The following is a 16,735-nucleotide window of genomic DNA, read 5'->3' as shown; positions in this document are numbered from 1 at the left end:
TTTATTTCTCTTTTTTAGTCGTTATGTATTGACTAACGGTCTTAATTTCTTGTTCTTTTTTCTTTGGATAGATTAAGAGGATATCTTCCTTGTCTACTACAATGTAATCATTTAATCCGTCAACTACTACGCACTTTCCTTTGTCTGTACGTACAATATTGTTGGTTGCATTATTGAAATACACTTGAGCATTTACCACTGCATTGTCTGAAATATCCTTTGGCAATTTTTCGTATAACGATCCCCAAGTTCCTAAATCATTCCAATCAAAAGTGGCAGGTAAAACATAAACATTATTGGCTTTTTCCATCACCGCATAATCAATAGAGATATTCTCTGCTTCAGAATAATGTTCGTCAATGTACGTTTTCTCTTGATCGGTATTAAACAAATCATATCCAGCTTCAAAAAGCGCAGTCATTTCTGGTTGAAAATTCGAAAATGCATCTAATATTGCACGCACACTCCACACAAAAATTCCCGAATTCCATAGAAAATGTCTACTTTGAATAAACTTTCTTGCGGTTACATAATCTGGTTTTTCTCTGAATTGCACTACTTTTTTAATGGGTCTAGAATCTAATTTATTAAATTCAATATACCCATATCCTGTATTAGGAAAAGTCGGTAAAATTCCCAATGTCATCAACACTTGATCTCGTTCACAAACGTCAAATGTACGTTGTAAATTCGATACAAATTGAAGCTCATCTTCTATCCAGTGATCACTCGGCGCAACCACCATCACTGCATCGGGATTGAGTTTTTTAATTTTCATTGCAGCATACAAAATACACGGTGCAGTATTTCGCATGGCAGGTTCTAAAATGATATTATCGGGTTCTACTGAAGGCAATTGCTCCTGAACGATTGTTTTGTAATTCTCATGGGTTAAAATCAAGATATTCTCTTTCGGTATTAACTGAGACAATCGCATGAATGTTTTTTGAATCAGGGTTTCACCTGATCCTAACATATCGTGGAACTGTTTAGGAAATTCTGGAGTACTTACTGGCCAAAAACGCGAACCAACTCCTCCCGCCATTACAACAGCATAATAATTCGAACTCATACTATTCTTCTTATTGTTTTACAACATAATGTGTCATCATTTCAACTTCAGCGTTTGCCTTAAAGACAAATAATCGCCCTGTTGCTACTTCTAAACACTCAAATCTTTTTACACGCAATGGACCGCGTTTAAACACCTTGCCATTATACGTTTTAAAATGGCTTCCTAAGGGAATCTCATATACAAAACAATGGTTGCTACCTTTTTCTACTTGATCATACATGCGCATGGCAATCGACAAGCGCTCATCTGTATCGCTACTAGCCGAAGGGTTTCTAAAATGATTGGCCAAAAGAGGCAACAATCGATCAGGGAAAACCTCTGGTCTTAAAAAAGGCAGCATGAGTAAGCGAAATGTTTGTTTCCACTCTACTCCATGTGGTTTGATATGACGTCCATATTTTTGAAAAGCTACCAAATGGGCAATCTCGTGAATTAAAGTCATTAGAAAGCGATAGGGATTTAAATTGGAGTTGATGGTGATTAAGTGCTTGCCATCTAATCCTCTGGTATAATCCCCATGTCGCGTTACTCTTTCATTCACTATTTTCAAATGAATGTGGTAATGCTTGATCAATTCAAAAGCTGCCTCCAAGGCTGATTCCGGTAAATAAGGCTTGAGTATTGTAATCAATCTACTTATTTTTAAGGCGTCGTACTAGATGCTTGTAGTACTTTACCATTAAAGTATTTATTTCCTGTAAGTGCAAAATCACTTATATATTCTCCAATTTCTTCTGGCATCAAAGGGGCTTGATACCCTGGAAAAGCTTCTTCTAACATTTCAGTTTGAACGGCTCCTAAGGCAATCACATTAAATGCAATACCCATTTCTTTGTATTCTTCCGCTAACAATTCACTTAAGATGATCACCGCACCTTTACTTGAACTATAAGCAGCTAAACCGCCAAATTTCATTGTTCCTTGTACACCACCCATACTGCTAATAGTCACAACATGGCTATTGACTACAAAATGCGGAATACACAATTGTACTAAACGCGCCAAACCAAAGACATTAACTTTGTATACCCATTCGAATTCTTCTGTTGTGATTTCTTCAAAAGGCTTATTTACTAAGGCACCTGCATTATTAATCAAAATATCAATATGCCCCCATTCTGTAGCTACATAGTCGCTTACTTTTTGAAGATCGGCTTCAACAGTAAGATCTATTTCTAGACAGGTAACATTTTTATAGGCTGCTAATTCAGCTGCTTTTTTTCGAGAAACAGCCAAAATCTTATGTCCTCTATTTGCTAATATTTTTACAGTTTCTAAACCAATACCGCGGCTTGTTCCTGTAACAATGATATGTTTCATCTTTAGTTTTTCAATCTAATTTCACCAGAAGGTAAGTTAATCAATTTTTCTACGACAGGAATAAATTTTTCAGTTAGTTCTGTCATAAAGGGTACATCCATCAAATGCGCTTCATCCTTGACATGATGATAGTATATAAAGTTTTCAAAATCAGAAGAACTGAAGGTTTGACTTGGTATGTTGAAGGCTAAATAAAAAGGATAATTATCGGAACGTTTGAACAATTGCATTTTTTCTGCATCCTCAAATCGTCCTGCTAAATTTTCGCCTGCTATTTCATTTATTTTTACTGCTAAATTACTTTGATCATATCCAGTGATAAAAGTGGTGTATTCTCGCTTCATAGGTACCCCCAACATCTCAAAATTCAACATCATCACGACATTTGCTTCTTCCTCTTTTAATCGATTGGCTAGGTGTGTTGAACCTAAAAGTCCTAATTCTTCAGCAGTAAAGAAACAAACTAAAACTGTGCGTTTCATCTTCTTTTTTGCTAGATTTCGCGCTAGCTCTAATACGATACTCACTCCAGAAGCATTGTCATTTGCTCCGTTTGCAATAGAATCTCCTGCTACCGGTTTTTGAATGCCAATATGGTCATAATGTGCGCCTAGAACAACAATTTCATTCTTCAGCTCAGGATCTTGACCTGGAATAACCCCAACCACATTCCATGTGTTTTCTACTTCTACTAACTTATCTTCATAGTTCGTAAAATATGGCTTGATGCCGTACGCCTGAAGTTCCTCCGCTAAATATGTCGCTGCTAGTACATTTCCATCCTTACCAGAATCTCTACCTAGCAATTCATCCGATGCTAAATAATTCAGCGTAGTTTGAATTTTCAATGCAGAAACCTCGCTTTCCGCTTCACTTGATAACTTAGACGGTACTCCACATGATGTAGCTACAATCGCTAATAAAAAACTAAAATATCTCACTTTAAACATGGTATCAAAAATACAAAATACCCTTGGTATTTTACAGCCTTTTCGTAGAAACTAATACTAAAAAAACAAAAAAAAGCCTGCAAAATGCAAGCTTTTTCTTTCAATTCTATATTTTTTGATTACGCCAGCATCGTAACTGGGTTTTCAATATAACTTTTTAATGTTTGTAAGAATTGTGCTCCTGTAGCACCATCTACTGTTCTATGATCACAAGCCAATGTAACTGTCATTGTATTACCAACTACAATTTGTCCGTTTTTCACTACTGGTTTTTCAACAATAGCTCCTACAGATAAAATTGCAGAGTTTGGCTGGTTGATAATTGAAGTAAACGATTGGATTCCGAACATTCCTAAGTTAGAAACTGTAAACGTACTACCATCCATTTCTGCAGGTGTAAGTTTTTTCGTTTTCGCTTTACCTGCTAATTCTTTTACTTTTGCTCCAATGTGAGTTAACGACATTTGGTCTGTAAAAGGCAATACAGGTACTACTAATCCATCTTCTACCGCTACTGCAACTCCAACATTGATGTGGTGGTTGTAAATAGTAGCATTATCAGTCCATTGTGTATTTACTTGAGGGTGTTTACGCAAGGCCATAGCACAAGCTTTAACCACCATATCATTGAACGATACTTTTGTGTCTGGTAATTCATTAATTAACTTACGAGAAGCCATAGCATTATCCATGTCAATTTCGATTGTTAAATAATAGTGAGGGGCCGTAAATTTAGATTCCGCTAAGCGACGTGCAATTGTTTTGCGCATTTGCGAGTTCTTCACTTCTTCTGAACTTACTTCTCCAGCAGGAATAAATGGTTGTACTGCTGCTACTGTTGCTGTTGCTGTTGCTTGTGCAACTGGAGCTGCTGTTTGTGCAGGAGCTTGTGTTGCTGTTGGAACAAAGTTTTCAACGTCGCGTTTGATAATACGTCCGTTTTCACCTGTCCCTTTTACTTGAGCCAAGTTAATTCCTTTCTCTTCAGCTATTTTTTTAGCTAAAGGTGAAACGAATACTCTTCCTCCTGTTGCAGTTTCCGTTGCAACTGGTGCTGCTACAGCTTCCGCTGCTTTTGGTGCTTCAGCTGGCGTTTCAGTTGCTGTTGCTTGTGCAACTCCACCATTTTTAGCTCCTTCAACTAAAGCAGTAACATCAGTTCCTGCAGGTCCTAAAATAGCTAATACACTATCAATAGGCGCAGATTCACCTTCTTGTATTCCAATGTACAATAACGTTCCTGATTCGAAAGCTTCAAATTCCATTGTTGCTTTATCCGTCTCAATCTCAGCTAAAATATCACCTTCTTCAATTTTATCACCTACTTTTTTAATCCAACTAGCCACAGTTCCTTCTGTCATTGTATCACTCAAACGCGGCATTGTGATTACTTTCACACCTGCTGGAATAGCCGGTGCGGCAGTAGTGGTTTTTTCTTCTGCTTTGGGAGCTTCAGCTTCCGCTACTTTTTCAGCAGCTGGAGCAGCACCTCCGCCAATTAAAGCAGAAATATCTTCACCTTCATTTCCAATAATAGCAAGAAGCGAGTCAACTGGAGCAGCTTCTCCTTCTTGTAATCCAATGTATAACAATGTTCCTTCATAGAAAGATTCAAATTCCATTGTTGCTTTGTCTGTTTCGATTTCAGCAAGGATATCTCCTTCAGAAATCTTATCTCCAACTTTCTTTAACCAAGCTGCAACAACACCTTCTGTCATGGTGTCGCTTAAGCGTGGCATTGTAATTACTTCTGCCATATTATTTTATTATAATCTATGAGGTAAAAAAGGATAATTCTCTTGATCGTATACTACGTCGTACATTACGTTCAACTCAGGGAACGGAGACTCTTCAGCGAACTTCTCACATTCAGCTACTAAGTCTTTCACACGTTGATCCATAGCCTCAATTTCGCTTTCTGTAGCGTAACCGTTTGCTTTAATCACATCTAAAACTTGCGTAATTGGATCTATCTTTTTGTATTCTTCAACCTCTTCTTTTGAACGGTAATTTTGTGCATCCGACATCGAGTGACCTCTGTATCGGTATGTTTTCATTTCTAGTAAAGTAGGTCCATCTCCACGACGCGCTCTTTCGATTGCTTCATACATCGCTTCTGCTACTTTTACTGGGTTCATTCCATCAACTGGTCCACTAGGCATTTCATATCCTAATCCCAATTTCCAGATTTCTGAGTGATTTGCTGTACGCTCAACTGAAGTCCCCATTGCATATCCATTATTTTCAATAATAAACACAACTGGTAATTTCCAGTTCATTGCCATATTGAATGTCTCATGCAATGATCCTTGACGCGCTGCACCATCTCCAAAGTAACACATGGTTACTGCTTTTCTATCAAAATATTTATCTGCGAATGCTAATCCAGCTCCCAAAGGAATTTGTCCACCTACAATACCATGTCCTCCATAGAAGTTATGCTCTTTAGAAAAAATGTGCATTGATCCTCCTAAACCTTGAGAAGTACCTGTTCCTTTTCCTAATAACTCTGCCATGATTCTTCTTGGGTCAACACCCAATCCGATCGGTTGTACGTGATTTCTGTATGCTGTAATCATTTTGTCTTTTGACAAATCCATTGCGTGTAAAGCTCCAGCCAAAACAGCTTCTTGCCCATTATATAAGTGTAAGAATCCTCTTACTTTTTGTTGAATATATAAAGCGGCAAGTTTATCTTCAAACTTTCTCCAAAATAGCATGTCTTCATACCACTTTAGATAAACTTCTTTTGTAATTTCTTTCATATGACTTTACTTTTCATGAGTAGATCAGCTACTCTAAATACAGACTTTGCTAAATACCCACTATACTGTGGAAAGGCAAAAATAGCACATCTACTTTAGATTGAAAAATTTATTTGAAGTATTTTAAATTACAGTTATTATTCTTTATATTTTTTAAGAAAATATTTAATTTTAGTCAAACATATCCCCTTAACACTACTACCAATATACCCCTTCAATCCTCCTTTCGGCAAATTATTCACAGCCCTTTCCTCTTTTTTATACGAATGATGTAGTTTAAATTTACTTGTACTTTCTATTCCCAAAATTCCTTCTTCTTTTGTCCTAGAATAAAACCTTACCTGCGTTCTTCTTTCCCTTTCAAAGGCTTCTATTGATCCCCAAAAAATAAGCCCTTCAAGAGAATTTCTCTTCAAAGGGCTCGATTCACGCTTAAAATAAAATATAAATTAGGTCATTACTTTCTTTTTATATGAATATAAATCGAGCGGTAACAACGACTATCCTAATTTTGGCTTTATTGTAAGGTCAGATGAAATGCACTATCGCTCACATTTAGCTTTGCTATTGTTGTATTTCCTTACACTTACACCTATACACGTTGTGTTGCGTAGTTCTTTCATTTTGCTAGAACAAAACAAATCAATTTCCGTGATAATTCCAATAAAATCAAATTAAGCTATAGTTAACCTATATCAAGTTTAGGTTATGAAATCCAATCTGCTGCTTACACAACTCATCAGTTTGATTCCTTTGTACTTTCAGTCCATTTCCCCTATTTTCAACAAACAATGTAACACAATCCTTTACTATTGAACACAAACTTCACATTTAGCACAAAAAGAGCCTTTACAACGGTAAAAAGACAATCTAAGTACTCACTCAACAACTTTAATATTGAGGTAACATTTCCTCAAATGATCGAGGACTGCAACGAAGACATCAAGAAATTGTAAACGATCCTTTTTGTCCAACATCTTCCTTCCATAGTCAACATAAAAAAAGCCTCGCACTTTCGTGCGAGGCTTTCCTATATAGCGCTAATTAAGCTTCTCCTTTGGGTCCAAAATTAATTGGTGGCATTGTATTATTACTAACTTCATAATCTCTGATCTCACCATTCGACTGTTCGAACCTATTGATATTATCTTCTAGTGCTCGTAAAAGTCTTTTTGCATGTTGCGGAGTTAAGATAATTCTCGACTTCACTTTTGCTTTTGGTACACCTGGCATAATGTTAACAAAATCGACAACAAATTCAGTATTTGAATGATTGATTATTGCCAGATTTGAATAGGTTCCTTCTGCCGTTACTTCATCCAACTCTATGTTGAAATTATTTTGCTCTTCCGCCATAGTTTAGAAATTTAATTCTTGTTCTTGCGTTAATAAATCTCCATTTTCATTTGTAGAAACAAGGATACTTTCATACTCACGCATACCAGTACCTGCAGGGATTCTATGTCCAACAATAACGTTTTCTTTTAATCCCATTAAAGTATCGATCTTACCAGCAACTGCTGCTTCGTTTAATACTTTTGTTGTTTCCTGGAACGACGCTGCAGAGATAAATGACTTCGTTTGTAGGGAAGCTCTAGTAATACCTTGTAGAATTGGTGTACCAGTTGCTGGCATAACATCTCTAGAAATTACTAGGTTTTTATCTTCGCGTTTTAACAATGAATTCTCATCGCGTAATTCTCTCATTGAAACAATTTGTCCTTCTTTCAAGTTCTCAGATTCACCAGCATCAACAACAACTTTCATACCGAATAAACGATCGTTTTCAACGATAAAGTCACTTGTGTGAACCAATTGATCTTCTAAGAACAATGTATCTCCTGGATCTTGGATTTGAACTTTACGCATCATTTGTCTAATAACAACCTCGAAGTGTTTGTCATTAATTTTTACCCCTTGTAAACGGTACACCTCTTGGATCTCATTTACTAAGTACTGCTGTACAGCAGAAGGTCCTTGGATACGTAAAATATCGTCTGGAGTAATTGCTCCATCTGATAAAGGCACACCAGCTCTTACGAAGTCATTCTCTTGTACTAAGATTTGGTTTGAAAGTTTAACTAAATACTTTCTTACGTCACCTGTTCTAGATTCAACAACGATTTCTCGGTTACCTCTCTTCACTTTACCGAAAGATACAACCCCATCAATTTCAGAAACTACCGCTGGGTTTGACGGATTACGCGCTTCTAAAAGCTCTGTAATACGAGGTAAACCTCCTGTAATATCTCCTGCTTTTGATGTATGACGAGGAATCTTAACTAATACTTTACCAGCTTTAATTTTCTCCCCATCGTTTACCATTAAGTGAGAACCTACTGGTAAGTTGTATGAACGAATTAACTCACCATCTTTACCATAAATTAATAAAGTAGGAATTAATTTTTTGTTTCTTGATTCGCTAATTACTTTCTCTTGGAAACCTGTTTGCTCATCGATTTCAACCATGAACGTTTGTCCTTGCTCGATATCTTCATAAGCAACCTTACCTGTGAACTCAGAAACGATTACACCGTTATAAGGGTCCCATTTACAGATCATAGCTCCTTCTTCAACCACATCACCATCGTTTACATAGATTGTAGAACCGTAAGGAATGTTGTTTGTAGTTAACAAAATTCCAGTATTTGAATCAAACAATTTCACCTCTGTAGAACGAGAAATTACGATGTTGATTGCTTTTCCATCATTATCTTCACCTTCAACTGTTCTAAGTTCTTCGATCTCTAAACGACCTTTGAATTTAGCATTAATTGTAGATGTTTCAGAAATATTTCCTGCCGTACCCCCTACGTGGAACGTTCTCAGTGTTAACTGTGTACCTGGCTCCCCAATTGATTGAGCAGCAACAACTCCAACAGCTTCTCCTTTTTGAACCATTCTAGCCGTAGCTAAGTTACGTCCATAACATTTCGCACAGATACCAACTTTTGCCTCACAAGTTAATGGAGAACGAACTTCAACAGATTCGATAGGAGCAGCGTTGATTGCTTTAGCAATAGCTTCAGTGATTTCCTCACCAGCACCAACAATTACTTCAGAGTTTAATGGATTCACTACGTTGTTTAACGCAACACGTCCTAATACTCTTTCTCCTAACGTTTCGATTACCTCTTCGTTTTTCTTTAATGGCATTACATCAATACCTCTTAAAGTACCACAATCTACAGAGTTAACGATAACATCTTGTGCAACGTCATGTAGACGACGAGTTAAATATCCAGCATCCGCTGTTTTTAACGCCGTATCCGCAAGACCTTTACGAGCACCGTGAGTAGAAATGAAATACTCTAAAATCGATAGACCTTCCTTAAAGTTAGAAAGAATCGGGTTTTCGATAATTTCACCACCACCTGCTGTTGATTTTTTCGGTTTAGCCATCAAACCACGCATACCTGTTAACTGACGAATCTGCTCTTTAGAACCCCTCGCTCCAGAATCCAACATCATGTATACTGAGTTAAATCCTTGCTTATCTTCGCGGATGTTCTTCATTGCTAATTCAGTCAACATAGCATTCGTTGAAGTCCAAACGTCAATTACTTGGTTGTAACGCTCGTTATTTGTGATAAGCCCCATGTTATAGTTCATTGTAATATGATCTACTTGTTGGTTTGCATCATCAATCAAATCTTGTTTTTTCTCTGGAACGATAATATCACCTAAACTGAATGATAATCCTCCTCGGAAAGCGTAACCATACCCCATTCCTTTGATATCATCTAAGAATGCAGCTGTTGTAGGTACATCAGTTGTAGCTAAAATACCTCCAATAATATCACGAAGTGATTTTTTCGTTAATACCTCATTGATATATCCTGCTTTTTCAGGAACTACCTCGTTGAACAAGATACGTCCAGCTGTAGTTTCAATGATTCTATACGCTAATTCACCTTTTTCGTTATAATCTTTAGCACGTACTTTTACCCCAGCATTCAAGTCCAGTTTCCCTTCGTTGATTGCGATGTGTACTTCCTCAACAGAGTAGAATGTTAATCCTTCTCCTTTTACAATTTCTTCTGGTGTAGACTTACGTAACTTAGTCATATAGTAAAGACCAAGTACCATGTCTTGAGAAGGTACTGTAATAGGTGCACCATTCGCTGGGTTCAAAATATTATGTGAAGCCAACATTAATAATTGAGATTCCAAGATTGCCTCAGGCCCTAAAGGTAAGTGAACGGCCATCTGGTCACCATCGAAATCCGCGTTAAACGCCGTACACACTAATGGGTGTAACTGAATCGCTTTACCTTCAATCAATTTAGGTTGGAATGCTTGAATACCTAAACGGTGCAACGTAGGAGCACGGTTCAATAGAACTGGGTGTCCTTTAATTACGTTTTCTAAGATATCCCAAACTACTGGTTCTCTTTTATCAATAATTTTCTTCGCAGATTTTACTGTTTTCACAATTCCTCTTTCAATCAACTTACGGATAACAAAAGGTTTGTAAAGTTCAGCTGCCATATCTTTTGGCAATCCACATTCATATAATTTCAATTCAGGTCCAACGACAATTACCGAACGAGCAGAATAATCCACACGCTTACCTAGTAAGTTTTGACGGAAACGTCCTTGTTTACCTTTTAATGAATCAGATAATGATTTTAATGGACGGTTAGATTCTGTTTTAACAGCAGAAGATTTTCTAGTGTTATCGAACAAGGAATCCACAGCCTCTTGAAGCATACGTTTTTCGTTACGCAAAATTACCTCAGGAGCTTTAATTTCCATTAATCGTTTTAAACGGTTATTACGGATAATAACACGACGATATAAATCGTTCAAATCCGACGTTGCAAAACGACCACCATCTAATGGCACTAATGGACGTAATTCAGGTGGAATAACTGGAATAACTTTTAAGATCATCCATTCAGGTCTGTTCTCGCGATTCTCATTAGATTCACGGAAAGCCTCAACCACTTGAAGACGTTTTAATGCTTCAGTTTTTCTTTGTTTAGATGTTTCGTTATTAGCAGCATGACGCAATGTATACGACAATTGATCTAAATCAGTTGTTGCTAATAAATCCATGATACATTCAGCACCCATTTTAGCAATGAATTTATTTGGATCTGTATCATCTAAGAATTGATTTTCCATCGGAAGAGAATCTGCAATATTCAAATACTCTTCTTCTGTTAAGAAATCAAGGCGATTTAATGGTTCACCCTCAGCATTTTTAGCAATACCTGGTTGAATTACTACATATCGCTCGTAGTAAATAATCATATCAAGCTTCTTAGAAGGAAGCCCTAAGATGTAACCAATTTTATTAGGTAAAGAACGGAAATACCAAATATGTGCGATAGGCACAACAAGGTTGATATGCCCTACTCTATCTCTACGTACTTTCTTTTCAGTAACTTCAACACCACAACGGTCACAAACGATTCCTTTGTAGCGAATTCTTTTATACTTACCACAAGCACACTCGTAATCCTTTACAGGTCCAAAAATACGCTCGCAGAATAAACCATCACGTTCTGGTTTATGCGTACGATAGTTAATTGTTTCTGGCTTTAGAACTTCCCCTCTTGATTCAGCAAGAATCGATTCAGGTGAAGCTAAACCAATTGAGATTTTATTAAACCTTTTTACGGTATTTTTCTCTTTATTTCTATTCATGGTAAACTTACTTGTTAAAGTGTATGATAAAGAGTAAGCAGCAAAAACTGCTTACTCTAAAATCTATAGTTTATTCTTCTAATCTGATGTCTAGTCCAAGACCTTTTAATTCATGCATTAATACATTGAATGATTCAGGTAATCCTGGTTCTGGCATAGTTTCACCTTTAACGATAGCTTCGTAAGTTTTCGCTCTACCAATAACGTCATCTGATTTTACCGTCAAAATCTCACGTAATGTACTTGATGCTCCGTATGCTTCTAGAGCCCAAACCTCCATCTCTCCAAAACGCTGACCTCCAAATTGAGCCTTACCTCCTAATGGTTGTTGCGTAATTAATGAGTATGGTCCGATTGAACGCGCGTGCATCTTATCATCAACCATGTGTCCTAATTTCAACATGTAAATAACTCCTACTGTTGCTCTTTGGTGGAAACGCTCTCCAGTTCCTCCATCGTACAAATAAGTATGTCCAAATCTAGGAATACCAGCTTCATCTGTAAGGGCATTGATTTGATCTAAGTTAGCACCGTCGAAAATTGGAGTAGCATATTTTTTACCCAATTTTTGTCCAGCCCATCCTAATACAGTTTCATAGATCTGACCAATGTTCATACGAGATGGTACCCCTAATGGGTTTAACACGATATCAACTGGTGTACCGTCTTCTAAGAATGGCATGTCTTCATCGCGAACGATTCTAGCAACAATACCTTTGTTACCGTGACGTCCTGCCATCTTATCCCCAACTTTTAACTTACGTTTTTTAGCAATATAAACTTTTGCAAGTTTTAAGATTCCTGATGGCAATTCATCCCCAACAGTAATCATAAATTTCTCTCTACGTAAAGCACCTTGTAAGTCATTCAACTTAATTTTGTAGTTGTGAATCAAGTCAGTAATCATACTGTTTGTTTCTTCATCAACTGTCCATTGTCCTTTCGTTAAGTGAGCGAAATCATCCACTGCATGTAACATTTTTTGAGTGAATTTCTTTCCTTTTGGTAAGATTTCCTCTCCTAAATCATTCAATACACCTTGAGATGTTTTACCATTCACGATGAAGAATAATTTTTCAACTAAACGATCTTTCAATTCATTGAACTTCACTTCGAATTTAGTTTCTAGTAAAGCTAAATCATCTTTATCTTTAGAACGTTTGCGTTTGTCTTTTACAGCTCTTGCAAATAATTTCTTATCTAATACCACCCCTCTTAATGAAGGTGAAGCTTTTAACGATGCATCTTTTACATCTCCAGCTTTATCACCGAAGATTGCGCGTAATAACTTCTCTTCTGGTGTAGGATCAGATTCACCTTTCGGTGTAATTTTACCAATAAGGATATCACCAGGCTTCACTTCAGCTCCGATGCGGATCATACCGTTTTCATCTAAATCCTTCGTTGCTTCCTCACTTACGTTCGGGATATCATTAGTCAACTCTTCGTTTCCTAATTTAGTATCTCTCACCTCTAAGGTATAGTCATCGATATGGATCGAAGTAAAGATATCTTCACGTACTACTTTCTCTGAAATTACGATAGCATCCTCGAAGTTGTACCCTTTCCATGGCATAAACGCCACTTGTAAGTTACGTCCAAGAGCTAACTCTCCATTTTGTGTAGCATATCCTTCACATAATACTTGACCTCTTGTTACTCTATCTCCTTTGCGAACGATAGGTTTCAAGTTGATACAAGTACTTTGGTTCGTTTTTCTAAACTTAATTAGATTATACACTTTTTCGTCTGGATCGAAGCTGATTAAACGCTCATCATCCGTACGATCGTACTTAATAATAATTTTCTGTGCATCTACATACTCAACAACCCCTTCACCTTCAGCGTTAATTAAAACACGTGAATCTGAAGCAACTTGTCTTTCTAAACCTGTACCCACGATTGGAGAATCCGCACGTAATAAAGGCACAGCCTGACGCATCATGTTCGATCCCATCAACGCACGGTTCGCATCATCGTGCTCTAAGAATGGAATCAATGAAGCTGAGATCGAAGCGATCTGGTTTGGAGAAACGTCTGTATAGTGTAAGTCTTTTGGTTCAACCACTGGGAAATCCCCTTCTTCTTTTACAACTACACGTTCTTCCGTGATGTTTCCATCATTATCCATCGGAACGTTCGCTTGTGCGATTAACATTCCTTCTTCTTCTTCAGCACTCAAATAAGTTGGAGCATTCACGATATCCACTTTTCCATCCACAACTGGGCGGTAAGGTGTTTCGATGAATCCCATATTATTCACTTTTGCATACACCGCAAGAGATGAAATCAAACCAATGTTTGGTCCCTCTGGCGTTTCAATAGGACATAAACGTCCGTAGTGTGTATAGTGAACGTCACGTACCTCGAATCCAGCTCTTTCTCTAGATAAACCTCCAGGTCCTAAAGCAGATAAACGACGTTTGTGTGTAATCTCTGCCAATGGATTCGTTTGGTCCATAAACTGAGATAACTGGTTTGTTCCGAAAAATGAATTAATCACTGACGATAACGTCTTCGCGTTAATTAAGTCGATTGGAGTGAACACTTCGTTGTCACGTACGTTCATACGCTCGCGAATTGTTCTAGCCATACGTGCTAAACCAACACCAAATTGTGCTGATAATTGCTCACCTACAGTACGTACACGACGGTTTGATAAGTGGTCAATATCGTCAATTTCAGCTTTAGAGTTAATTAATTCAATCAAGTATTTAACAATAGTGATAATATCCTCTTTTGTCAATACCTGTTTGTCAATTGGGGTATCAAGATTAAGTTTCTTATTCATTCTGTAACGACCCACCTCACCTAGATTGTAACGTTGGTCGGAGAAGAATAATTTATCAATAATACCACGTGCAGTTTCCTCATCAGGCGGTTCTGCGTTACGCAACTGACGGTAGATGTGCTCTACAGCCTCTTTTTCAGAGTTTGTAGGGTCCTTCTGTAATGTATTATGAATGATGGCATAATCTGCCTGATTATTGTCTTCTTTATGTAGGAGGATATTCTTAACGTTCGCCTCAATGATTTCTTCGACATTATCTTTATCTAGGACTGTATCACGGTCTAAGATAATCTCATTTCTCTCAATTGAAACTACTTCTCCTGTATCTTCATCTACGAAATCTTCATGCCATGTATTTAACACACGTGCAGCAAGACGACGACCGATGTATTTTTTCAATCCTGTTTTTGATACTTTAACCTCTTCTGCTAAGTCGAAAATCTCTAGGATATCCTTGTCTCTTTCGAATCCAATAGCACGGAATAAGGTAGTAACAGGTAATTTTTTCTTTCTATCAATGTACGCGTACATTACGCTATTGATATCAGTAGCAAACTCAATCCATGATCCCTTGAAAGGAATTACTCTCGCCGAATACAACTTAGTTCCATTAGCATGGAATGACTGTCCAAAGAACACACCAGGTGAACGGTGTAATTGAGACACTACCACACGCTCAGCTCCATTGATTACAAATGTACCGCTAGGCGTCATATACGGTATTGTTCCTAAATACACATCTTGAACGATAGTTTCAAAATCCTCGTGTTCAGGGTCAGTACAGTATAATTTTAAACGCGCTTTTAACGGAACGCTATACGTTAGTCCTCTATCAATACATTCTTCAATTGAATAGCGAGGAGGATCAACAAAGTAATCAAGAAACTCCAATACAAACTGATTTCTCGTATCAGTGATCGGGAAGTTCTCCATGAAGGTATTATATAAACCTTCATTACCTCTTTCTTCTGATTTCGTTTCTAACTGAAAGAAATCTTTAAAAGACTTAACCTGGATATCCAAGAAATCTGGATACGCAGGAATATTCTTTGTAGAGGCAAAATTTAATCTTTCATTCTGATTTGTGATCATCAATGGACAATAAATTTTGTTTATAATGTTTAATAAGATTTACGCACAAATCACTTTATACGCAAAATGGTTTAGGCCTTTGAGATTACTCCCAAGACCTAAACCTAAAATATTTTGGTTAAAAAGCTTATTTAAGCTCAACAACAGCTCCAGCTTCTTCCAATGCTTTTTTAAGACCTTCAGCCTCATCTTTAGAAACACCTTCTTTGATGTTTGCAGGAACTGAATCAACCATATCTTTAGCTTCTTTAAGACCTAAACCAGTTAATTCTTTAACAGCTTTAACTACTGCTAATTTAGAAGCACCAGCTTCTTTTAATACAACTGTGAATTCAGTTTGCTCTTCAGCAGCTCCAGCGTCTCCACCAGCAGCTACAACTACAGCAGCAGCTGCAGGCTCAATTCCGTATTCGTCTTTTAATATAGTTGCTAATTCGTTAACTTCTTTAACTGTTAAGTTAACCAATTGTTCTGCGAATTGTTTCAAATCTGCCATTTTTTCTATCGTTTAAATGATTTGTAAAAATATAATTTATTAATGTGCGTTCGTTTATGGAACATTCAAACACAAGAATCTTTTTTTATTCTTCGTCTTTGAATTGATTTTGTAGAGCTGAGATAACTCTTTGAGCAGGAGATTGTAGTAATCCGATGATTTCTCCAATAACTTCCTCTTTTGATTTAATAGCTACTAACGCGTCTAATTGATTATCACCAATGTAGATTTCCTCGTTAATATAAGCTCCTTTTAATGCAGGTTTATCGCTTTTCTTTCTAAAGTCTTTGATGATTTTAGCCGGTCCGTTAGCAACGTCCGAAATAAAGATAGCGCTGTTTCCTTTTAAAACTGAAGCTAAATCCTCATAGTTTCTCTCAGATGATTCCATTGCTTTAGCAAGCAACGTATTCTTAACTACTTCTACTTTGATTCCAGCTTTGTTACAAGCTCTTCTCAAGTTAGTAGTAACCTCTGCATTTAATCCTGAAATATCAGCAATATAAAAGATATTAGCATCAGCTAATTTCCCTTTAATGTCTTCTATCGCTACTGCTTTTTGTTCTCTAGTCATACGTAAAAATTTTTTCT

The 16,735-nt window shown here is 37.0% G+C and carries 12 protein-coding genes; all 12 read right to left on the bottom strand.

Going from position 1 to position 16,735, the window contains the following annotated elements; all coding sequences use genetic code 11:
- Window position 1 precedes the first annotated feature (1 nt).
- Window positions 2-1,072 (bottom strand): mannose-1-phosphate guanylyltransferase, encoded by a 1,071-nt coding sequence (locus AWV75_RS08835; RefSeq protein ID WP_060874021.1) that lies wholly within the window; start codon window positions 1,070-1,072, stop codon window positions 2-4.
- A 10-nt stretch (window positions 1,073-1,082) separates the two neighbouring features.
- Window positions 1,083-1,706, bottom strand: a complete 624-nt coding sequence (locus AWV75_RS08830) for a SprT-like domain-containing protein (protein ID WP_060874020.1) — start codon at window positions 1,704-1,706, stop codon at window positions 1,083-1,085.
- Between the two features lie 11 nt (window positions 1,707-1,717).
- On the bottom strand, window positions 1,718-2,395 hold the full coding sequence (locus AWV75_RS08825) for an SDR family NAD(P)-dependent oxidoreductase (RefSeq protein WP_060874019.1): 678 nt from the start codon (window positions 2,393-2,395) through the stop codon (window positions 1,718-1,720).
- A 2-nt stretch (window positions 2,396-2,397) separates the two neighbouring features.
- On the bottom strand, window positions 2,398-3,345 hold the full coding sequence (locus AWV75_RS08820; protein WP_060874018.1) for a M28 family metallopeptidase: 948 nt from the start codon (window positions 3,343-3,345) through the stop codon (window positions 2,398-2,400).
- Window positions 3,346-3,464: 119 nt separating this feature from the next.
- Complete coding sequence (locus tag AWV75_RS08815) at window positions 3,465-5,102, bottom strand: pyruvate dehydrogenase complex dihydrolipoamide acetyltransferase (RefSeq protein ID WP_060874017.1); 1,638 nt, start codon at window positions 5,100-5,102, stop codon at window positions 3,465-3,467.
- A gap of 9 nt (window positions 5,103-5,111) precedes the next feature.
- Window positions 5,112-6,110 carry a pyruvate dehydrogenase (acetyl-transferring) E1 component subunit alpha gene (gene pdhA / locus AWV75_RS08810; protein ID WP_060874016.1) on the bottom strand — a complete coding sequence of 333 codons (999 nt, stop codon included), beginning with the start codon at window positions 6,108-6,110 and terminating at the stop codon, window positions 5,112-5,114.
- Between the two features lie 137 nt (window positions 6,111-6,247).
- Window positions 6,248-6,526, bottom strand: a complete 279-nt coding sequence (locus AWV75_RS08805; RefSeq protein WP_060874015.1) for a hypothetical protein — start codon at window positions 6,524-6,526, stop codon at window positions 6,248-6,250.
- 628 nt (window positions 6,527-7,154) lie between these two features.
- The gene (locus AWV75_RS08800; protein WP_060874014.1) at window positions 7,155-7,466 is read right to left on the bottom strand and encodes a DUF3467 domain-containing protein; all 312 of its coding nucleotides are present in this window, start codon (window positions 7,464-7,466) and stop codon (window positions 7,155-7,157) included.
- Between the two features lie 3 nt (window positions 7,467-7,469).
- The gene (gene rpoC / locus AWV75_RS08795; protein WP_060874013.1) at window positions 7,470-11,765 is read right to left on the bottom strand and encodes a DNA-directed RNA polymerase subunit beta'; all 4,296 of its coding nucleotides are present in this window, start codon (window positions 11,763-11,765) and stop codon (window positions 7,470-7,472) included.
- Window positions 11,766-11,835: 70 nt separating this feature from the next.
- A complete protein-coding gene (rpoB, locus tag AWV75_RS08790) occupies window positions 11,836-15,648 on the bottom strand; it encodes a DNA-directed RNA polymerase subunit beta (protein ID WP_060874012.1) in 3,813 nt (1,270 codons plus the stop codon).
- Window positions 15,649-15,775: 127 nt separating this feature from the next.
- Window positions 15,776-16,144, bottom strand: coding sequence for a 50S ribosomal protein L7/L12 (gene rplL / locus AWV75_RS08785; RefSeq protein WP_002987565.1), 369 nt, complete (start codon window positions 16,142-16,144; stop codon window positions 15,776-15,778).
- Window positions 16,145-16,229: 85 nt separating this feature from the next.
- The gene (gene rplJ / locus AWV75_RS08780; protein WP_060874011.1) at window positions 16,230-16,718 is read right to left on the bottom strand and encodes a 50S ribosomal protein L10; all 489 of its coding nucleotides are present in this window, start codon (window positions 16,716-16,718) and stop codon (window positions 16,230-16,232) included.
- Window positions 16,719-16,735: the final 17 nt, after the last annotated feature.

The sequence above is a fragment of the Myroides odoratus genome, assembly GCF_001549985.1.
In the GTDB taxonomy this organism is placed as follows: domain Bacteria; phylum Bacteroidota; class Bacteroidia; order Flavobacteriales; family Flavobacteriaceae; genus Flavobacterium; species Flavobacterium odoratum_A.
This window is presented reverse-complemented; position numbering and strand designations above follow the sequence as displayed.